Raw genomic sequence first — 19,319 nt, 5'->3', positions numbered from 1 at the left:
CCCGCTACCCGCTCTCCCCCGCCTCGGCAAGAACACGAAACCGGCCGCGGGAAGTCGGGGGACCAAGTTTGCTCCGCCGCAGCCGAGTAGCAGGATGCGCTGCTGCAGCGGCCGAGGAGGCACACGAAAGAGGCCATCCTGACGCAGAGGTCTGGAGAAGGATCTTAAATGTGCGCTAATTTCTAAAGCTCCTTTATCAGAACGGCAGTTGTCAAACAGCGCAAGGAGGCAGCACCTTGGTGGAACCCCGGATCCTGGTGGGGACGGCGGGCGGCATCACCGGCGACTTCCTCGCCGGAGCCCGCCGAGGTCGACGAGAAGCACGCCACCCTGAAGGTCACGTTCCTCCGCTGCGGTGTGAGGATGGGGGCGAGGGAGGGGTGTGGATGGCGAAACCGGGGCGTCGTGAGCGGCTGCGCGCACAGATGTCGGCAGAGGTGCGATCGGCCGCACGCGACATCATCAGGCGCCAGGGAGTCGAGACGCTCACCCTTGCCGAGATCGCCCGCCGTGTCGAAGTGACTCCGGCCGCCCTCTACCACCACTTCCCCGGCGGCCTCCCGGAGATCGTGTGCCGTGTCGCCGAGGACATCGTCGATCACCTGGTGGCGGAGCTTCGGTCTGCTGCCGATGCGTGTCCTGCGGACAACTTCGCGATGCGGCTGATCGAACCGGTGCGTTCACTCCGCAAGTGGGCCATCAGACACCAGCCGGAGTTCAATCTTTTGTTCGGCTCGCCGTCCGCGGCCGCCGGCGACGCTCACGGCGAGCTGACCAGCGCCTGGGTTCGGCGACTCGCCGCCGTCTGGGGCCCGATCTTCGTGGAGTTGTGGACGGAACGTCCCTACCCGGTCCTCGCCGAAGAGGATATGGAGCCACGACTGCGGCAGCAGATGCAGGACTATCGGATCGATACCGGTGTGGATCTTCCCCCCGGCGCCATGGTCGTGATGCTGAGCTGCTGGCGGTCGCTCTACGGGCAGATCGCGCTGGAGGTCTTCGGGCACTTCGCTCCGCTCTTCTCCGATCAGGAGCCGATGTTCGAGTTGCTGATGCTCGACCTGATGCGCGGCCTGGGTCTGCAGGACCAGTACCAGCCGCCGACGCGGTAGGCCCTCGCCGGCCATTGCCCGCCGAGGGCACGGCCGACTCGGCAGCACGGCGGGCGCTCCGGTGCAGCTCGTCCCTCGTCATGTCCGCACGACGCGGAGCCATTTACAGGGAGGCTGATGGATGTCAACGTGGTTGATCATCGCAGAGGAGACGGTCACTGCCGATGGGTCGGCAGCCCACAGACACGTGAAGGTCGTACGGCCGGTGACGGGGAACAAGACCCGCGAGCAGGCTCTCGTCGAGTTGCACAAGGTTGCCAGGAGCCACACCCCTGACTCGCTGAAGGGCACGTCGACGGTGGTGGGCCGTGACAGCGACGGTTCCTTCTGGGTACTGCCGAAAAACGGCCGGGGCCACGCCTCCTGCCATCTCCGCCTGATCGAGCAGGTACGCCCCTGAGCCGACGCGGGCGTGATTCTCGTCCGGTCGGACCGGCAGGGGTGGACGATCGTTGCTGGGCCGTGGCAGCGGGCCTTGACTGCCCGCAGGTGCGGCGGCGTTTCGCTGCCCGGCCCGGGGTGACTGCGGCCGCGGTCCTCGCTGGGACGGCGTCGCTGGATACGGTCCGTCGGGCCCTGGCCCACGTCGAACCATGGCGCGGCTCCGCAACGGGTTTCCGGCCTTCGGACTCGGCATGACTCCCCTCCTGATCCGGAGGGGTGTCGCCGGGTCCGAAGTCATCGACGTCTTCCTCGGGCCGCATGTCGGCAACGGCGAACACCGCGGCAGTACCGTCGCGCCGTAGGCTGCGCCCTCGCCCGTGCCGGGTCAGCGGTGCCTGCGCTGCTCGTACACCACCAGCGCCAGTTGCTGGACGGCATCTTGCGCACGTCCGTTGTCCAGGCCGTCGTCGATCGCCTCGAGCGCGGCGGCCGCTGCCGTCCGCACGGCGTGCGGGAGGCCGTCGTCCGCGGCAATCCGGTAGGCGAGGGTTCGGCGCGCCGCGCGCTCTTCGACGGTGACGCCGCCGGGACCGGCGATGGGGAACACGGCGGCCTGGTAGGTCGCGACACCGAGCAGCACCCCTTGGGACAGTCCCTCGGCGAAACCTTCGACAGCGGCCTGGCCCTCGGCCTTGTGCAGGTCGGCGAAGACACGGCGCCGGACGAGTAACGACCCGGCGCAGGCGCCTGCACCGGTCACGACGCTCGAGAGGGCCGCCATCGCCGGCCCGCCGAGGAGCAGGCCCCCGAACGCTGCCAGCGCGGCCGCGGCGAGCGCCAGCAGAGCGGTGATCAGCATGTGCGCGCGGGCAACGGCTCGAGTGTCCATGCCGGGAGTATGCCGAACCTCCGAGCCTGGTCACCGATCGGCCGGCACCCCTCGGGGTGCCCCCGCCGGACTGGTCCCACGGTTCTCGCCGTATTGGGACTTGTACGGGGGCGCGTTGATCTGCGCTTCGGCGATCGGGGTGAATGTCGGGCCTGTACGAGCAGGCCTCCGTGGCCGGGTCGGTCGCGGCAACTCCCATGTCCGCGTGGGAAGTCGGTCTTGCCGTCAGGCTCCTCACCAAGTGGTTCGAACCGGCTGGTCTCCGCGACGAGTCCAGCGAGGGGCGGATTCCCGTTGCCAGGTAGCCGGGTCACGGATCACTCGGCGTATGAGCAGGCGCGGCCTGTCGGACCGTGCCGGGCGGTCCAGGAACTGTTGAACTCGATGTATGGACCATGACCGCACCGACCCGGCGGAGGCCGCTCCGCCGCCCCTGCCCGAACTGATCACCTTCGGCCACGGCACCGCGGACCGGGGAACGCTGGCGCGGCTGCTCCGGGGAGCCGGCGTCACCGCCGTCGTGGACGTCCGGACCGCTCCCGGCAGCCGCCGCGATCCGGACGTGTCACGGCAGCGGCTGGGCCGGTGGATGCCCGAAGAGGGCATCGCCTACCGGTGGGAGCCGCGCCTGGGCGGCTTCCGCAAACCATCCCCGGACTCGCCCGACACGGTCTGGCGCAACGCCTCCTTCCGCGGCTACGCCGCTCACACACGCAGCCCGGAATTCGTCACGGCCGTGGACGCCCTCCTGGACCAGGCGCAGCGGGAGCGCACCGCGGTGATGTGCAGCGAGGCGGTGTGGTGGCGCTGCCACCGGCGTCTGATCGCCGACTTCGCCGTCATGGCCCGCGGCGTGCACGTCCGCCACCTCATGCACGACGGACGCCTCACCCCGCACAGCCCCACCCCGGGTGCGCGACTGCGCGACGACGGCCTCCTCGTGTACGACGACGCCGGTACGTATGACGACGTCGGTACGCCGCCATGACAGCCCTCATGCCCGTTCTCCGGCCGGACAGGTTCATCCGGTGCCCCGGACGCGCACCGGCGGGCACGGCCGCGTTCAATACGCGATCAGGACACCTGGATGCCGATGAGGCAGGTGTCGTCGTCGGTGTCCGACTTGCTGTGCGTGAGCAGCAGGTCCAGTCGGCGGTCGAGAGTGGCGGCCGGCGTCCGGGCGGCCGTGAGCAGTTGGGAGAGCGAGTCCTGGACGGCGGTGTCCCGGCGTTCGACCAGGCCGTCGGTGTACATCAGCAGCGTGTCGTCGGGCTCGAGCTGGACCTCACCTTCCTGGTACGGGGCGTCCGGCATGACGCCCAGCAGCAGCCCGCCGAGCAGCGGCAGGGTGTCGGCCTGCTGTCCGCGCACCAGCACGGGCGGGAGATGACCGGCCCTGGCCCAGCGCAGTACGCGGGTCCGCGGGTCGTACAGTCCGCACACGGCGGTGGCGGTGACCTGTTCGGTGAGATGGTGGGCCACGATGTTCAGCCAGGACATCAGCTGTCCGGGCCCGGCGCCGGTTACGGCGAGGCCGCGCAGCGCGTTGCGCAGGATGACCATCCCGGTCGCGGCCTTGATGCCGTGGCCCGCTATGTCGCCGACGCAGAGCAGTATCCGCCCGGACGGCAGGACGACCGCGTCGTACCAGTCGCCGCCCACCAGCGACTCGGCCTCCGCCGGACGGTACCGGACGGCGACCTGGAGCCCGGGGGCGTCGAGGGGGTTGCGGGTCGGCGGCATGATGGCGTGCTGGAGCTGCAGCGCCAGCCGGTTGCGCTCGGCCGACTCCTGTTCGGTGTGGGCGAGTTGGTCGCGGGTGGCGGCGAGCGCCACCTCGGTCCAGTGCTGGGACGAGATGTCCTGGTATGCCCCCCGCAGGGCGAGCAGACGGTCGTCGGCGTCGAGGACCGGTTCCGCGATGACCCGGATGTGGCGGGTCACGCCGTCGGGACGCTGGAGGCGGAAGGCCGTCGAGGTGGGTCTGCGGTGGTGGAGCACGGTCCGCAGGAACCGGCCGATGGCGACGGTGTCGTCGGGGTGCGCGTGCTCGGCGAGGTCGTGCAGCGACACCGGGTCCTCTGTGACGGCCCGTCCGTACAGGTCGAAGAGCTGCCCGTTCCAGGTGATGTCGCCCGTGACGAGGTTCTCCTCGAAGCCGCCGATGCGTCCGAGGCGCTGGGCGTGCTGCAGCAGGCTGGCCAGCCGCGCGGTCTCGTCCTCGACGCGCCAGATGAGCAGGACGCTGGCGCCGTGCCGGCTGATGCTGAGGTCGGCGACGGACGCGAGGGGGACCTGGTCCACGAGCGCGGTGAGCGTCATGCGCTGTGCGCGGAAGGGCTCACCGGTGGCGTAGACGCGTTCGATCTTCTCGAAGAGTTCACTGTCACCGGCCGCCATGGGGTACGCCTCCAACAGGAGGGCCCCGCTGACGGCGCTGCGGGGGCGTCCCGCGGGGTCCACGAAGCTGCTGTTGGCGTGGCGGACACGGAAGTCGGTGAGGTGGCCCTCCGCGTCGACGTGCGGGGTCAGCACCAGCGCGGGGTCGTAGAGACCGTCCGCCAGATCGACTAGCTCGGCCACGTCGGCGGGCTCCGGTACGGCCGGGAGTTCCGTGCCGGTGGCGGGGAGACTGTCGAGGGTGTGGGCGCACAGCTCGGCCAGGGCCTCCATCTGGCGGGCGACCGCCGGTGACCACGGGGCCGGCTGCTGGGGCCAGCAGATCTCGAGCACCCCGAGGATCCGGCCGCCGGTACCGGCGGGCAGGGCGACGCGGCCACCGCCGGGTGCCTGCTTCTGCCCGATGGAGGGCACCTGGGCCTCGGCCAGGGACGCGAACCGCACGGCACGCCGCTCGATGAGTGCCTGGCGGGCGACGGTCGCGACACCGGGCGGCACATATCGCCAGCGTCCGGCCTCGTCGGCGCTGAATCCGGCGTGGCCGCGCAGGGTGAGGGAGGAGTCGGAACCCGCGGTCCAGATGGCCACGGCCGTCGCGCCCAGCGGGGCGAGTGCGTGCTCGAGCAGGGACCCGGCGACGGCCTGGGTGTCGCCGGCGGCCAGCGCGGCGCTCTCTGCGGTTCGCAGCCGTACGGAGACGGACGAGCCCGTGTCCCCGCCGGTACCAGGTCCGCGGTTCACCTGTCGGACGAACTCGCCCGCCGCTTCCGTGACCTGGTCGCGGGCGGCCTGGTTGATGATGTCCGCCGCCAGTTCCAGCTGGGACAGGTGAGCCTGGTCGGCGAGTTCGGCGAGCTGGCGCGCGGCCTGTACGGGGCCGCATCGCAGTCGCTCGATCAGGATGCCCTTGGCGAGTTCGACCAGCGCCCTGCCGTCGGCGGCGGCGTGCGCGTCGCGCACCTGTGCACGCAGCCTTTCGACGGTGGCCGCCAGGCGGCCGACGGGGGTGGTCTGCTGCGCCCCTGCCTCCGATGTGGTGATCACTCGCCGGGCGCCGGCGTCGACGCAGCCGCCGATCGCGGCGGTGGGCGCATCGTCCTGGTGACCGCAGGGGGCCGGTCCGAGGCCCCCGTGCCGACCGAGCGCGTCCTCGGAGGGGGTCATGACACCACCAGACCGTCGCCCGACTTCGGGTTCAGCCAGCGGCGGACACAGGCGATGAGGTCGTCGGCGTCGACCGGCTTGGTGACGTAGTCGCTGGCGCCCGCGGCGAGGCTCTTCTCCCGGTCGCCGGGCATGGCCTTCGCCGTGACCGTGATGATGGGAAGGTCGGCGTGGGCGGGCATCCGCCTGATCTCGGCGGTCGCGGCGTAGCCGTCCATCTCGGGCATCATCACGTCCATCAGGATGAGGTCGATGTCCGGGTGTTCGGCGAGGGCGTCGATCCCCTTCCGGCCGTTCTCGGCGTGCAGGACCTGGATGCCGTGGAGTTCCAGGATGCCGCTGAGGGCGAAGAGGTTGCGGGCGTCGTCGTCGACGACGAGGACGGTGCGGCCGTGGAGGGAGTCGTCCACGCTCCGGGGCGTGAGGTGGCGGGTCTCCTCGCCGCGGCGCAGGGGAACGACGTCGCCGGGCTGGTCGGCGGACAGGTGCAGCGCGATCCGTTCCCGCAGCTCGTCCAGGCTGGAGAGGAGCTCCAGCGGCCGTGTGCGGGCACGCGACTCGAGAGTCCGCTCGTCGGCCGCGTCGAGGCGGCGGTTGTTGTGTGCCAGTACGGGGACCGTCCGCAGCGCGGCGTCGCCGTCCATGGCGTCCAGGAAGTGCAGGGCCTCGCTGTTCGCCATGTCGAGCTCGAGGACCACGCAGTGGAACGGTGCGGTGGCGAGTGCCTCTGCCGCCTCCTGCGGGCCGACCACCGCGACCAGTTCGATGTCGTCGCGGTCGCCCAGCTCGTGGCCGGTCAGCTCGGCCACCGCGCTCTCGGCGACGAGCGACAGCAGCCCGCGCGGACGCTCCTCGATCACGAGCAGTCGGCGCGGTCCTCGCGCCTCGGCGTCGACGGCCTGACGGTGGGCGTCCGACGGCTCACCGTCCTGGGGGGCCGCATCGGCGGCAGCTCCCTCGTGGCCGCCGTCCGGGGCGTCGTGGAAGTCGGCGCGGGCCACCGGCAGGTACAGGGTGAAGGTGGAGCCGCGGCCGGGTGTGCTCCTTGCGGTGAGCGCACCGCCGAGCAGGTGCGCGATCTCGCGGCTGATGGACAGCCCCAGCCCGGTGCCGCCGTACTTGCGGCTGGTCGTGCCGTCCGCCTGCTGGAAGGCGCCGAAGATCGCTTCGAGCTGCTGCTCCGGGATGCCGATGCCGGTGTCCTCGACCCGGAAGGCGACCACGGCACCGCCGCGGTGGACGGAGGCGGGGAGCTCGCCGTCGGCGGCGGGCTCGATGCGCACCCTCACGCTGCCGCGTTCGGTGAACTTGACCGCGTTGGAGATCAGGTTCCGCAGGACCTGCCGCAGCCGGGAGTCGTCGGTGAGGAGGTCGACCGGTACGCCGGGTGCGGTGTGGATGGTGAAGTCGAGGCTCTTCTGCGTGGTCAGCGGGCGGAAGGTGGCGTCGACGTAGTCCAGCAGCTGGGCGAGTGCGACACGTTCCGGGTTGATGTCCATCTTGCCCGCCTCGACCTTGGACAGGTCGAGGATGTCGTTGATCAGCTGGAGCAGGTCGGAGCCCGCCGAGTGGATGATGCCCGCGTATTCGACCTGCTTCGCGGTGAGGTTGCGGGTCGGGTTCTGGGCCAGTAGCTGGGCGAGGATGAGCAGGCTGTTGAGCGGGGTCCGCAGTTCGTGGCTCATGTTGGCCAGGAATTCGGACTTGTACTTGGAGGCGAGCGACAGCTGGTGGGCGCGGTCCTCCAGTTCCTGCCGCGCCTGCTCGATCTCGAGGTTCTTGCCTTCGATGTCCCTGTTCTGGGCGGCCAGCAGGGCGGCCTTCTCCTCCAGTTCGGCATTGGAGCGCTGGAGTTCGTCCTGTTGGACCTGCAACTCCTCGGAACGGGCCTGTAGTTCGCTCGCGAGGCGCTGCGACTCGCCGAGGAGTTCGTCGGTCCTGGCGTTGGCGACGATGGTGTTGACGTTTCCGCCGACCGTCTCCATGAGCTGTTCGAGGAAGTCCCGGTGGATGCGCGTGAAGGGGGTGAAGGAGGCCAGTTCGATGACGCCGAGGATCTGGTCGTCGACGACGATCGGCAGGACGATCAGGCTTCCGGGTGTGGCCCGGCCGAGCCCGGAGGAGATGCTCACGTAGTCGGCGGGAACGCCGTCGACCTCGATGGTCCGCCGGCTGCGGGCGGCCTGGCCGACGAGGGACTCACCCAGTTGGAAGCAATCGTGGCCGGCGCTGCCGGCGGGGCGCCCGTAGGAGCCGACGCGCCGGAGTTCGGTGCCGTCCGGGGTCTCCTCCGCGAGGTAGAACGCACCGTACTGGGCCGAGACGAGCGGAGTGAGCTCGTCCATGACGAGCTCGGCGACCTGGGCCAGGTCACGGTGTCCCTGCATCAGTCCGGAGATCAGGGCCAGGCTTGACTTCAGCCAGTCCTGTTCCTGGTTGGCCCGGGTCGTCGCGCGCAGCGAGCCGACCATCGCGTTGATGTTGTCCTTGAGTTCGGCGACCTCGCCGGAGGCGTCGACGGTGATGGACCGTGTCAGGTCGCCCTCCGCGACGGCGCTGGCGACCTCCCCGATCGCCCGCACCTGACGGGTGAGGTTGCCGGCCAGCTCGTTGACGTTCTCGGTGAGCCGCTTCCAGGTTCCGGCGACATTCGGCACCCGGGCCTGGCCGCCGAGCCGGCCTTCGGTGCCGACCTCGCGGGCCACCCGGGTCACCTCGTCGGCGAACGACGACAACTGGTCGACCATCGTGTTGATGGTCGTCTTCAGCTCCAGGATCTCGCCCCGCGCGGTGACCGTGATCTTCTGCGACAGGTCGCCCTGCGCGACGGCCGTCGCCACCTGTGCGATGGACCGCACCTGCCCGGTGAGGTTGCCGGCCATCGAGTTCACGGAGTCGGTCAGATCGCGCCACGTACCGGAAACGCCCTTGACGTCGGCCTGGCCGCCGAGATTGCCCTCGGTGCCGACCTCGCGGGCCACCCGGGTCACCTCGTCGGCGAACGACGACAACTGGTCGACCATCGTGTTGATGGTCTCTTTCAGCTCCAGGATCTCGCCCCGCGCGGTGACCGTGATCTTCTGCGACAGGTCGCCCCGCGCCACGGCCGTGGTGACCTGTGCGATGTTGCGGACCTGGGCGGTGAGGTTGCCCGCCATGGCGTTGACGGAGTCGGTCAGGTCCGCCCAGGTGCCGGAGACTCCGGGGATCTCGGCCTGACCGCCCAGCGTGCCCTCGGTGCCGACCTCGCGGGCGACCCTTGTCACCTCAGAGGTGAACAGCGACAGTTGGTCCACCATGCCGTTGAACACGGTCGCGATCTCGCCGAGGAGTCCGTTCGCCCCGTCGGGCAGCCGGGTGCCGAAGTCGCCGTCACGCACGGCCGTGAGACCGGCCAGGAGCTGCCGCAGGTCCGACTCGCCGACTTTGCCGGCGCCGCGCGCGCGTGAGCGCGGCACCGTGTTCGAGCTGTCGGCAGAAGTCTCAGCCATGCCCATTCCTCGCTACCCCTCGCCGGGCGCCTTGCCGCAGCGGCGCCCTCCCCGCGGCCCCCGACCGGCGGGCCGCCCCCCACGACGTCTCATCGCTCGGTACGACGGTTGTCGTACGGCAAATTACGCCGCAGACTACCCCGGCTCGAGGCGTACACCAAAGTGCGACCGGGACGGCGGATAGGCTTCCGCCATGGGCTCAGCGCCGCCACCCTCACCGGTTCCGCTGCCCGGCCCGTGTGATCCCGCCGAGCCCGCCCCTGGAGACAGCAGCATGGATTCCAGCCCCGCGTCGCCGCCGCCGCGTACCCGCGAAGCCTCACGGGCGGCATGTGACGTGATCGAAGCGCTGGAGGTCATCTGGGAGCGTGGCCGGGACGCGGCGTCGACACCGGTGTCCGCCTCGCAGTTGCGGGTGCTCTACGCCCTCGAACGCAAGGAGGGCATCAATCTGCGGACCTTGGGTGACATGCTGGGAGCCGCCCCGCCTTCGGTGAGCCGCCTGTGCGACCGGCTCCAGAGCCTGGGATTCGTGGAGCGTACGCCGAGTCCGGCGAGCCGCCGGGAGCTGGAGCTGCGCCTGAGCGCGCGCGGGAGGGCGTATCTGCGGGAGTTGCGGGAGTTGCGGGAGCTGGAGCTGACGGAGGCGCTCGACGCGATGTCCGGTACGCGGCGGGCGGACCTGCTGCAGGGCCTGCGCGGCCTGGGGAGGCTTCTCAGGGAACCCGGCGAGGGGCGTTAGGCCGAGGTTCCGGGCCGGCTGCACGACCAGACGGCGCGAACGGTCTTGCCCCCCGAGTCGGGAAGGACCTCGATGCTGTCGGCCAGTTGCTCAACGATCTGCCAGCCCCGGCCGCCCACCGCGCCTTCGTCGGGATTCCGCGGCACGGGCGGGGCCAAGCTGGCGTCCTCCACGTCCACGACCAGTCGCCGCCTGTGCACGCTGACACGCAGCCGCCACCAGCCGATCGTGTGTTTGACGGCATTGGTGACCAGTTCGGAAACCACCAGCACCACGTCGTCGACGGCCGATTCCGGGCCCGCCCGCTCGACGAATTCCGAGGCGGCGCGACGGGCATCCCCGATGTCCGCTTCCGCCGAGGTAATGATCATCACGTGCGGTCCTCCTCTTCCGCTGAGGTGTCGCTGCGCATCCTGCGGCTCGCCCTGCTTTTCGCGCAGCACGGTCCTCAACTCGCTTTCCCTTGTTCCCGTACATGACACCAGGGCCGGAAAAACGCGAAGCCACGGACATTCCCGCCCGCGGGCCGGAAATATCGTCGCGCAATTCCCGGATACGTATCGGGTGTTCTACGGCCGCCGCCGGGGAGCTTTACACGTGGGGACCAAGGGGAGCGACGCTCGAAAAGATATGGTTGTCGGGCCGAGCGGCCTTCCCGAGTGCCGCTCACACAGGCCGGCGGACGGGGACAGCGCTCCGCTCATGGCGCGCGGCACGGGAGCGACGCCACGAACCGAGGACTTCTGAGACGGAGTGTCACCAGAAATGGACGCGAACCGGACACCCTCGCGGCCCCGGGGGCAGGCCGCCGCCGGGGCCGCAGGGGGGGCGCGCGAACTCATCGAGCTTCTGGAGGTGCTCTGGGAGCGCGGCAGGGACCTGGTGCCCCCGGCCCCCGTGTCGGCCTCCCAGCTGCGCGTGCTCTACAGCCTCGACCACGAGGAGGGGATGAACCTCCGCACGCTGGGTGAGCTGCTGGACGCCGCCCCGCCGTCCGTGAGCCGGCTGTGCGACCGGCTGGAGGCCCTCGGGCTCGTGCAGCGGCTCCCGAGCCCCCACAGCCGGAGGGAGCTGGAACTGCAGCTGACCGTCCGGGGCCGGGCGTATCTGCACGACTTGAGGGCCAGGCGTCAGGAGGCGCTGGAGGAAGTGATCGCCACGATGACGCCCTCGGACCGGAGAGCTCTGCTGAACGGGCTGACGAGCTTCCAGGACGCGGTGGACGACGTGGGTCCGGCGCCGTGGCGCAAACCGCCGACCGGGGACGCGCGCTCCGCCTGACCCCGGCGTCGCCGCACGGGCGGAGGAGCGATTCAGTGGACCGAGGGGCCTCAGGTGAGCATCTTCTGCCGCAGCCTGGAGAGTGTGCGGGTGAGCAGACGCGAGACCTGCATCTGCGAGATCCCGAGCCGCTCGCCGATTTCCGCCTGCTTGAGTTCGTCGCCGAATCGGAGCCGGAGGATCAGACGGTCCCGGTCGTCGAGCTCTTCGATCAGCGGCTTGAGCGCCTGGAGGTCCTCGACGAGGCCCAGCGCCGGGTCGAGGTCGCCGAATCGCTCCGCGAAGGGGGCCTCGGCGTTCGGGCCGCCTTGGGTGTTCGGTACGTCGAAGGAGCTCGCCACATAGCCGTTCATCGCGACGAGCCCTTCGGTGACCTCCTCGACGGGCAGTCCCAGGTGTTCCGACAGCTCCGCTGCCGTCGGGGTCCGGTGCAGCCTCCCGGAGAGCTCGTTCACCGCGTGCACCAGTTCCAGCCGGAGTTCCTGGAGCCGGCGTGGGACGTGGACGGCCCAGCTGGTGTCCCGGAAGAAGCGCTTGATCTCCCCGAGGATGTACGGGACGGCGAAGGTCGCGAACTCGACCTCACGGCTGAGGTCGAACCGGTCGATGGCCTTGATCAGTCCGATGGTGCCCACCTGGACGATGTCCTCGTCGGGCTCCGCGCGGTTGCGGAACCGCCGCGCGACGTACCGGACCAGGGAGATGTTCATCTCGACCAGCGTGTTGCGCGCGTACTGGTACTCCGGTGTGCCTTCCTCGAGATGCTGGAGCCTGTCGAAGAACAGTGCGGAGAGCCTGCGGGCGTCGGCAGGCGCCATCTCGGAGGCCTCGTCGACGCGCGGCAGAACGGTCCCGCCGGGACCGTCGAGGGGGCTCTCCCCCTTGCCCCGCTCCGTCAACTGCTCCTGGATCGGTGCCGCGAAGGCCATGACGTCTCCTCTGGTCGTCCGTACGCCGTCGTGATCTTCCCTACCCGACAACAGTTTCCCTAAAGCAAGAATTTTCGGCTCTCTGCGGGACGGCGCAGACCTACGGATCCGAACGGGCCGGAACGACGGGCGGGGCGGACCGGAACACCGTTCCGGTCCGCCCCGCCTCCGCGAGCAGGTCACCCCATGAAGCCGCCGTACGGGCTCCCGGGCCCCTCCCGGCGCGCCGGGTCGTCGAACTGGGCCCAAGGGTTCGGTTCCATGGGAATTCCTTTCATACGCGGATCACGTGGACATCGGCCGCTCAGCCGCTCGCGCAGCCAGGGGACGGATTCCTACCAGCGGTACCAGCGGCTCCGTCGGCCGCCTGAGGCAGCAGGCCGGATCACGAATCCCAGCAACCACACCACGAGCACGATCACCGCGATCCACCACAGCGCCTCGAGCGCGAAACCGGCTCCGAAGAGGACCAGGGCAAGCAGTAGGACGAGAAGCAGGGGAACCATTTCTCATCACCTCCGGAATTCCTTGTGCCCCTCACCCGAATTGACATTCATACGATGGGGTTGTTTCTTCGGGAAGAGTCCGGGTAAAAGAATTCGCCCGCGATGAGGCGCCGCCCCTTTGTCCCCGGGACCGGTCGGCGGATCGTCCTTGCGGAAACGGACGTAACCAGGCGCCGTACGACCGGGGCCGGCAGCCGGTGCTCAGTCCCGGTGCTCCGCGTCGGGCCGTCCGTGCCAGTCGAGGCAGACGACCAGTGCGTCGTCCTCGAGGGGGACCTCCCCGTGATGCCCGGCGAGTTCGTGCAGCACCGCGCCGGGAACCTGCGTGGGCGGCAGGAGCCTCGTGCCGGTCAGCGACCGTGCCAACGCCCGCTCGCCGTAACGCACGCCGGAGGGAGAGGCGGCGTCGTACACCCCGTCGCTGCCGATGAGCAGCCGGTCGCCCGGCCGCACCGTGAAGTGCTGCGGCGTGTACACGGTGTCCTCGAACATGCCCAGCGGCAGCTGCTGCTCGAAGGGGATCGAATGGACGGTTCCGTCGCGAAGCCGCCACAGCCGGGGAGAGCCCGCGTCGATCGCCTCCACCTCACCGGTGGCGATGTCGAAGCGGAGCAGCAGGACGGCGACGTGGGCGCGGCCGTGGTATTGGGCGTGGACGGCCTGGTCGGCCAGCATGGCCTGGCCCTGGAGGTCGAGACCGGCGCGTCTGGCGTTGCGCAGAGCGTTGACGGCGAGGTTGGTCAGCAGGGCGGCCTCGATGCCCTCCCCCATGCCGTTGGTGACAGTGAGCGTGAGGTGTTCGGCGGAGGCGGACCAGTCGTAGTTGTCACCGAAGATCGCGTAGGCCGGTTCCAGATGTGCGCCGAGCGAGAACTCGGGACGGGCGCAGGAGCGGCCGGGCAGCAACTGCCACTGCATCTCCGCGGCCAGCGTGAGCCGCGCGGCCCGCCGGGCGAGGTCGTAGAGGTCGGTGTCGCGCTCCGCGACCAGGATCTCGTGGCCCAGGGCCTCGCAGATGTGCTGGATCTCGGGCAGGACCGCCGCCGTGTACGCCTCCTCCGGCAGGCTGACGGACAGCACGCCCATCCGCCCGCCGCGGACCGTGACCGGCAGGTGCACCTCGACCGCCCGGTGGTCCGGATCCTCCGTGACAACGGGCTCCTGGGCGCCGAAGGCGCGCCCCTGCGGACTGCTGTTGACGGGCACCGGCTCTGTGACGAGAGGCACTGGTTCCACGGCCTGGAGGCTGCGCATGGCGTAGTCGACGAGCCGCAGCTCCGTCCGGCGGGCGCCGTAGTGGTCGGCGAGCGCCGCTGTCACGACGTCGACGAGTTCATGGGGCGCGGCCGTGCGCAGCGCCTTCTCGACAGCACCGATTTTCTCCACGTCGTCCCGCATCTCGTTCGGGCCGGCGACCCCAGGAAGCCGGCGGTGTGCGGCCGCGGCTGCGGCCGCCGGGATCTTGCCCTGGGGGCCCGGCCTCATGCCCAGGTCCCACGCTACGCCGCGGACCGGGCAGCCCCGGGGTCTCCGGCGCCGGCGGACCGTGTCCGTCCGGCAGCCGCCGGCGCGGTTGACGTGAGCACCACTGCGGCCTTCCGCTCTCCGTCTGTACAGTCGTCGCGTCCCCAGGGCCGTGGACGGACCACGACCCGCGTTCATGGCCCGTACGGACTAGGTGAGCTATGTCGACCACCCTTGATCAGCCGGACCGCCGACGTGAAGCGCCCGCTTCCTCGACGCAGGAGCGCAAGCAGCGCATCCGCCGCCGTCTGGAGCGGCTGATCGGGATCGCGGCCACGGAGGGGAACGAACTGACGGTCCTGCGCAACGGGAACGAGATCTTCCCGGCCATGCTGGCGGCGATCCGTGCGGCCCGGCACACCGTCGACATGATGACCTTCGTCTACTGGCGCGGAGAGATCGCCCGCGACTTCGCCGCCGCGCTCGCCGGGCGTGCCCGGGCCGGGGTGCGCGTCCGCCTGCTGCTCGACGGCTTCGGCAGCCGGCTCATAGAGCGGGACCTGCTGGACGAGATGGACCGCGCCGGGGTGGAAGTGGCGTGGTTCCGAAGACCGTTGTGGCTGTCGCCCTTCAAGCAGAACCACCGCTGCCACCGCAAGGTCCTCGTCGTCGACGAGGAGACCGCCTTCACCGGCGGGGTCGGCATCGCGGAGGAATGGTGCGGCGACGCCCGCAACGAGCATGAGTGGCGCGACACCCACGTCGAGGTCCGCGGCCCCGCCGTCGACGGCATCGCCGCCTCGTTCGCCCAGAACTGGGCCGAGTGCCACGACCGGCTCTTCGACGACCGTGACCGGTTCGTCGAGCACACGCCGAGCGGAAGCGCGACCGTGCAGGTGGTCCGCGGCTCCGCGAGCATCGGCTGGCAGGACATGCAGACCCTGATCCGGGTGGCCCTGGAGTCCGCGGAGGAGCGCGTCCGCCTGGCCACCGCCTACTTCGCCCCCGACCCCTTCTTCATCGACATGATCTGCGCCGCGAGAGCGCGAGGCGTCGAGGTCGAGATCCTGCTGCCCGGCCCGTACACCGACAAGCGAGTGTGCCAACTGGCCGGGCAGCAGCACTACGAGCAGCTCCTCGGCTGCGGCGTCACCATATGGCACTACCGGCCGACGATGATGCACGCCAAGATCATCACGGTGGACGGCGTGGCTTCCCTCGTCGGTTCCACCAACTTCAACCGCCGCTCGCTCGACCACGACGAGGAAGTGATGCTCGCCGTCCTCGACGAGACCTTCACCGCGCGTCTCGACGCCGACTTCGACGAGGACGTGGCCGTCAGCGAACGTATCGTCGATGGCCGCTGGAAGCGCCGCTCCCCCGTCCAGCGCCTCCGCGAAGCGGCGGTCACCCCTGTACGCCGCTTTCTGTGACTCGTCGTGCCGGCACGCTCTCCCGCGTGCCTGCTCCCTGGAACCAAGTGCCGGGCAGGGGATCCGCCGAACCAGGTCCCGGAGAGCGGACTGCTGCAGCCGGGGCCCGGATCAGGTCCCTGATAATCGGGCGCTTGCCGGGAAGTTTGATCCAAGGGGCCCGGACCTGGCCGGGAAGCAGCCGCGGAGCCGAGGGCGGAGACGAATGGGCAGTGCGAAGCATGTCCCGCAGACACGGGACATGGCCGGCGAGGAGCTCTCCGGGGACGAGGCGTGGGCGGCGCTGAGACAGTACGGCGGGCGCGATCTGTTCGTCGACGCCTTCGTCCGCTTCCGGTATGCCGACGGCTTCAGCCACTCTCGCGCGGTGGCCTTCCAAGTGGCCCTCGCGGTGGTGCCGTTCACGATCGCCCTGGTCGGCCTGGCGGCAACCCTCCATACCGAGAGCGTCGGCCGCACCGTAGAACTCGTGCTCACCCGGATCGCGCCCGGCGCGAGCTCCCGGCTGATCGAGGACGCGCTGGCCGAGGGGCGGCGAAGCGCCGGAGCGGACACCGGGGGCGCGGTGGCGATGTGGCTGGGGCTCGGGTTCGCCGTCGTCAGCCTGGTGTCGGCGATGGCGCAGGTGGAACGTGGCGCGAACCGTATCTACGGCGTGGAGCGGGACCGGCCCTTCACCGCCAAGTACGGCAGGAGCCTGTTCCTTTCGGTCGCGGCAGGTGCGCCCATGGCGTTCGGCTTCCTCGTGCTGGTCGCCGGTGACACGATCGCACAGGCCGCGGTGGACGCGTTCGGCGGCGGCACCCTGCCGGGGTGGTGGCACTGGCTGCAGATTCCGCTCGGGATCACCATGGCCTGGGTGGCATCGGCCGTGATCTTTCGCTGGTCGCCCCGCCGGGTCCAACCCGGGTACACCTGGCTCGCGTTCGGCTCCGCCGTCCACCTGGCCCTGTGGATCGCCGCGACGTGGCTGCTGGCCCTCTACGTAGAGCGCAGCGGCTCGTTCGGCGCCGTGTACGGGCCGCTCACTGCGTTCATGGCGCTGCTCCTTTGGGCGAACATCACCGGTGTCGCCCTGTTCCTCGGCCTCGCGTTCGCCGCGCAGCTCGAGGCGACGCGCGCCGGCGACGCGGAGCCCGTCCACGACGAACCCGCATGATGCGGCAGGCGGCTCCTGCTCCTTGAGCCGGCGAACGGCGTGGTGCCTGACGTCGTCGTCGGACGCCGTGGCACGGTGGACGGCTGATGCCGCCTCAAGGCTCGTCCGGATGCGGCGCCGGTTGCCGGCATGACACGGGCCCCGCCCGTGGGGCGGGTCCTTCGGAAGGTGTTCGGTTCGTCCGGGGGCGTCGGACCGCACGCTTCCACGCCGGCAAGGCTGCCGTAGCGGGCATCGTTCGCGGAGCCCTTGGTCTCCCGGGGCGGCACGACCGACCATGCCCGGGACGAACGGGGCGTTCGCGAGCGAGGGCATGAGCCGGATGTCCCGCCCGCACTCCCCGAGCGGCACCGTCGGCCCGACCCTGTCCGGGCGCGCGCGGGGCGCGTCAGGCGGCGGCTGGGCCCTCAGCGCCGACAGCAGCGGTGTGAGACGGCCCAGGACGGGAAGCCGCTGGTCATGACAGTGATGGCAGATCTACGCGCCGCGGACCGCCGGCTCACCAGAAAGGCGATCTCGTGGGGCTCGCCGTGGGCGCGGCGGGTGCTGTCGGCGGTGGAGGAGTCGGCCGAGCACACCAAGCTGTGGTGGGCGGCGGCCGTGGTCATGGCCGCCGCCGGAGGATGGCGCGGCCGGACGGCCGCCGCCGCGGGGCTGGGCGGTATGGCGGTGGCGCAGCTGTCCAACGGAGTCGCCAAACAGCTGTACCAGCGGCGCCGCCCGCCACAGGACTGGGTCCCCGCCGAGGATCTCCAGGACCGCCCGGAAAGTTCCTCCTTTCCTTCCGGACACACGGCAGCCGCGTTCGCCTTCACCGGTGCTGTCGCACCTGTATGGCCGGCCGCGGGTGCCCTCTGCGCGGTGCCCGCGGTGACGGTCGCCGCGGAACGGGTGCACAGAGGTGCGCACTACCCCTCCGACGTGGCCGTGGGTGCCGTGATCGGCGTGGCCGCGGCCGCCCTGGTACGGGCCGCACCGCGCCTGCTGCGGCGGCATGTCGTGTGACGCTCGGCTCACGAATCGGCCTGCCACATCGGACCTCCTCACCGCGCCGCGACGCCCACCCGAGTTGAAGTTCCGGGATGGGCGCGCAGGTGTCGACGACGGTGCCGGTGGACTTCTTGAGCGTGGCGGTGACCTCCTCGTTGTCCACCGTGTGGCTGCCATGGCAGATGTAGGTCCGTTCGTCGTAACGGTCGCGACGGCGCGGGAGCTCTTCAGCCGGTTGCACGGTGCGCCCGGCGCCGGCGGTTCTGGGGTCGAAGCCTGTGGTTCTGCCGCCATGGCTGCCCTGCCGCCGGCGATTCGCGCGCCGGCCCTTCGGCTCGGGCACGGTGGGCTTGATGCGGCGGAGCCCTGAGGCTGTCGCCCCGGCGGGCGGTCGACCGCATGCGGTCTGCACAGGCCGGCACCCGCAACTGTTGATCGGCCGTGAGGCGCGGGCAGCGGGCGGCCGTGGGGCACGCGAGGGGTCGGCTCGTACCTGCTGCGTCTGCCCCGGCCCCGTGCGCGGTGGCCGTCCCAGGGGAAAAATGGGGCAGCGGACGACGGGATCGGCTGTCGCTCCGTCGTGCCCGCGCACGGCCTGGCTGTCCGCTCTACCTGTCCGAGTCCCATGGAGGGAACGTGCAGCTCGCATTCATGGTCAAGGCGATCGATTCCCTGCTACGCCGGGAAGGCCGCACGCTGCACGTGAAGGCTGCCGGCGGCGCAACGGTCGTATTGGGAATCACCATGCTGGTGGGCTCATGGGCCGTGGTCGCCGCCGAACGCGGCGCTACCGACGCGAATCTGACGACGTACCCACGCGCCCTGTGGTGGTCGGTCGAGACGGCGACGACGGTCGGGTACGGCGACTTCTATCCAGTGACGTTGTGGGGACGGGTCGTCGGCGCGGTGATGATGTTCGTCGGCATCACCACGTTCGGCATCGTCACCGCCGCCTTGGCCACCTGGTTCGTCGGCCGCGAGACCGAGCGACGCCGGCACCTGGCCCGAAGGGTCGAAGACACCGCCCATCTCCTCTGCGAGGACAGCGCCCACGCGCTGCACGAGCGCTTCGATCGCCTGGAGCAGATACTGACAGAGAACAGACGACCCCCGGATGGGCCCGAGCGTCAGTGACCGGACCCTTGCGGCCGACGACGCCGCTGCTGTGTCGCCCGCCCACAGGGCGAGGAGCCACCGACCCTCCTGTTCCTGTTGGACCGTCATGTTCCCCGGCCCGGTGACCGAAAGCCGACCCGCGACGGCAGACATCGAGCCGCCCCCAAGACACCACGAACAGCGCAAGGGCTCATCCCCTACGCCTTCTTCACGGAGGTCCGGGGACGACCGGCCCCGCCCGGACTTCCCTTTCCCGGGG

At 70.4% G+C, this 19,319-nt stretch carries 16 protein-coding genes; 9 read left to right on the top strand and 7 right to left on the bottom strand.

Features of this window, described 5'->3' with window-relative positions; translation table 11 throughout:
- The first annotated feature begins 386 nt into the window (after positions 1–386).
- A complete protein-coding gene (locus MDN94_RS25325) occupies positions 387–1,112 on the top strand; it encodes a TetR/AcrR family transcriptional regulator (RefSeq protein ID WP_482728148.1) in 726 nt (241 codons plus the stop codon).
- A gap of 121 nt (positions 1,113–1,233) precedes the next feature.
- Positions 1,234–1,512, top strand: coding sequence for a hypothetical protein (locus MDN94_RS25320; protein ID WP_482728147.1), 279 nt, complete (start codon positions 1,234–1,236; stop codon positions 1,510–1,512).
- A 369-nt stretch (positions 1,513–1,881) separates the two neighbouring features.
- Here MDN94_RS25320 and MDN94_RS25315 read toward each other — a convergent pair whose 3' ends face one another.
- On the bottom strand, positions 1,882–2,385 hold the full coding sequence (locus MDN94_RS25315; RefSeq protein WP_482728146.1) for a hypothetical protein: 504 nt from the start codon (positions 2,383–2,385) through the stop codon (positions 1,882–1,884).
- Positions 2,386–2,773: 388 nt separating this feature from the next.
- Between MDN94_RS25315 and MDN94_RS25310 the strand changes: the two genes are divergently transcribed.
- Entirely contained in the window at positions 2,774–3,373 is a 600-nt protein-coding gene (locus MDN94_RS25310; protein ID WP_482728145.1) for a DUF488 domain-containing protein, read from the top strand.
- Between the two features lie 86 nt (positions 3,374–3,459).
- On the opposite strand, the gene MDN94_RS25305 is transcribed toward MDN94_RS25310, so the two are convergent.
- Together MDN94_RS25305 and MDN94_RS25300 are read right to left on the bottom strand one after the other, a co-directional pair.
- Entirely contained in the window at positions 3,460–5,949 is a 2,490-nt protein-coding gene (locus MDN94_RS25305; protein ID WP_482728144.1) for a SpoIIE family protein phosphatase, read from the bottom strand.
- Positions 5,946–9,440 (bottom strand): HAMP domain-containing protein, encoded by a 3,495-nt coding sequence (locus tag MDN94_RS25300; protein WP_482728143.1) that lies wholly within the window; start codon positions 9,438–9,440, stop codon positions 5,946–5,948. Before MDN94_RS25300 ends, MDN94_RS25305 begins: the two co-directional genes overlap by 4 nt.
- Before the next feature lie 274 nt (positions 9,441–9,714).
- Between MDN94_RS25300 and MDN94_RS25295 the strand changes: the two genes are divergently transcribed.
- Positions 9,715–10,182, top strand: coding sequence for a MarR family winged helix-turn-helix transcriptional regulator (locus MDN94_RS25295; protein WP_482728142.1), 468 nt, complete (start codon positions 9,715–9,717; stop codon positions 10,180–10,182).
- On the opposite strand, the gene MDN94_RS25290 is transcribed toward MDN94_RS25295, so the two are convergent.
- Positions 10,179–10,625, bottom strand: coding sequence for an ATP-binding protein (locus MDN94_RS25290; RefSeq protein ID WP_482728241.1), 447 nt, complete (start codon positions 10,623–10,625; stop codon positions 10,179–10,181). The two genes, MDN94_RS25295 and MDN94_RS25290, sit on opposite strands and share 4 nt — an antisense overlap.
- A 322-nt stretch (positions 10,626–10,947) precedes the next feature.
- On the opposite strand from MDN94_RS25290, the gene MDN94_RS25285 reads away from it, so the two are divergent.
- Positions 10,948–11,463, top strand: coding sequence for a MarR family winged helix-turn-helix transcriptional regulator (locus tag MDN94_RS25285; protein WP_482728141.1), 516 nt, complete (start codon positions 10,948–10,950; stop codon positions 11,461–11,463).
- 50 nt (positions 11,464–11,513) lie between these two features.
- Here the strand turns inward: MDN94_RS25285 and MDN94_RS25280 are convergent, their stop codons facing one another.
- The 3 genes from MDN94_RS25280 to MDN94_RS25270 all read right to left on the bottom strand — a co-directional run bounded on the left by MDN94_RS25280 (position 11,514) and on the right by MDN94_RS25270 (position 14,284).
- Positions 11,514–12,392 (bottom strand): SigB/SigF/SigG family RNA polymerase sigma factor, encoded by an 879-nt coding sequence (locus MDN94_RS25280; RefSeq protein WP_482728140.1) that lies wholly within the window; start codon positions 12,390–12,392, stop codon positions 11,514–11,516.
- Positions 12,393–12,727: 335 nt separating this feature from the next.
- Positions 12,728–12,898 (bottom strand): hydrophobic protein, encoded by a 171-nt coding sequence (locus MDN94_RS25275; protein WP_482728139.1) that lies wholly within the window; start codon positions 12,896–12,898, stop codon positions 12,728–12,730.
- Between the two features lie 201 nt (positions 12,899–13,099).
- Positions 13,100–14,284 (bottom strand): PP2C family protein-serine/threonine phosphatase, encoded by a 1,185-nt coding sequence (locus tag MDN94_RS25270; RefSeq protein WP_482728240.1) that lies wholly within the window; start codon positions 14,282–14,284, stop codon positions 13,100–13,102.
- A gap of 299 nt (positions 14,285–14,583) precedes the next feature.
- Between MDN94_RS25270 and MDN94_RS25265 the strand changes: the two genes are divergently transcribed.
- The 4 genes from MDN94_RS25265 to MDN94_RS25250 all read left to right on the top strand — a co-directional run bounded on the left by MDN94_RS25265 (position 14,584) and on the right by MDN94_RS25250 (position 19,078).
- Positions 14,584–15,795 carry a phospholipase D-like domain-containing protein gene (locus MDN94_RS25265; protein ID WP_482728138.1) on the top strand — a complete coding sequence of 404 codons (1,212 nt, stop codon included), beginning with the start codon at positions 14,584–14,586 and terminating at the stop codon, positions 15,793–15,795.
- 205 nt (positions 15,796–16,000) lie between these two features.
- Positions 16,001–16,954 carry a YihY/virulence factor BrkB family protein gene (locus MDN94_RS25260; RefSeq protein ID WP_482728137.1) on the top strand — a complete coding sequence of 318 codons (954 nt, stop codon included), beginning with the start codon at positions 16,001–16,003 and terminating at the stop codon, positions 16,952–16,954.
- 459 nt (positions 16,955–17,413) lie between these two features.
- The gene (locus MDN94_RS25255; RefSeq protein ID WP_482728136.1) at positions 17,414–17,959 is read left to right on the top strand and encodes a phosphatase PAP2 family protein; all 546 of its coding nucleotides are present in this window, start codon (positions 17,414–17,416) and stop codon (positions 17,957–17,959) included.
- Positions 17,960–18,595: 636 nt separating this feature from the next.
- Positions 18,596–19,078, top strand: coding sequence for a potassium channel family protein (locus MDN94_RS25250; RefSeq protein ID WP_482728239.1), 483 nt, complete (start codon positions 18,596–18,598; stop codon positions 19,076–19,078).
- Positions 19,079–19,319: the final 241 nt, after the last annotated feature.

Source organism: Streptomyces sp. WAC00040 (genome assembly GCF_056835925.1).
The sequence above is the reverse complement of the archived record's forward strand: the minus strand, read 5'-3'. Positions and strand labels throughout refer to the sequence as shown.

What these genes read in the sequence shown, in the direction of transcription:
- MDN94_RS25315 (WP_482728146.1), bottom strand. Translation starts at nt 2,385, where the DNA reads ATGGACACTCGAGCCGTTGCCCGCGCGCACATGCTGATCACCGCTCTG.
- MDN94_RS25320 (WP_482728147.1), top strand. Translation starts at nt 1,234, where the DNA reads ATGTCAACGTGGTTGATCATCGCAGAGGAGACGGTCACTGCCGATGGG.
- MDN94_RS25325 (WP_482728148.1), top strand. Translation starts at nt 387, where the DNA reads ATGGCGAAACCGGGGCGTCGTGAGCGGCTGCGCGCACAGATGTCGGCA.
- MDN94_RS25250 (WP_482728239.1), top strand. Translation starts at nt 18,596, where the DNA reads ATGGTCAAGGCGATCGATTCCCTGCTACGCCGGGAAGGCCGCACGCTG.
- MDN94_RS25285 (WP_482728141.1), top strand. Translation starts at nt 10,948, where the DNA reads ATGGACGCGAACCGGACACCCTCGCGGCCCCGGGGGCAGGCCGCCGCC.
- MDN94_RS25260 (WP_482728137.1), top strand. Translation starts at nt 16,001, where the DNA reads ATGGGCAGTGCGAAGCATGTCCCGCAGACACGGGACATGGCCGGCGAG.
- MDN94_RS25305 (WP_482728144.1), bottom strand. Translation starts at nt 5,949, where the DNA reads ATGACCCCCTCCGAGGACGCGCTCGGTCGGCACGGGGGCCTCGGACCG.
- MDN94_RS25310 (WP_482728145.1), top strand. Translation starts at nt 2,774, where the DNA reads ATGGACCATGACCGCACCGACCCGGCGGAGGCCGCTCCGCCGCCCCTG.
- MDN94_RS25300 (WP_482728143.1), bottom strand. Translation starts at nt 9,440, where the DNA reads ATGGCTGAGACTTCTGCCGACAGCTCGAACACGGTGCCGCGCTCACGC.
- MDN94_RS25255 (WP_482728136.1), top strand. Translation starts at nt 17,414, where the DNA reads ATGACAGTGATGGCAGATCTACGCGCCGCGGACCGCCGGCTCACCAGA.
- MDN94_RS25265 (WP_482728138.1), top strand. Translation starts at nt 14,584, where the DNA reads ATGTCGACCACCCTTGATCAGCCGGACCGCCGACGTGAAGCGCCCGCT.
- MDN94_RS25280 (WP_482728140.1), bottom strand. Translation starts at nt 12,392, where the DNA reads ATGGCCTTCGCGGCACCGATCCAGGAGCAGTTGACGGAGCGGGGCAAG.
- MDN94_RS25295 (WP_482728142.1), top strand. Translation starts at nt 9,715, where the DNA reads ATGGATTCCAGCCCCGCGTCGCCGCCGCCGCGTACCCGCGAAGCCTCA.
- MDN94_RS25275 (WP_482728139.1), bottom strand. Translation starts at nt 12,898, where the DNA reads ATGGTTCCCCTGCTTCTCGTCCTACTGCTTGCCCTGGTCCTCTTCGGA.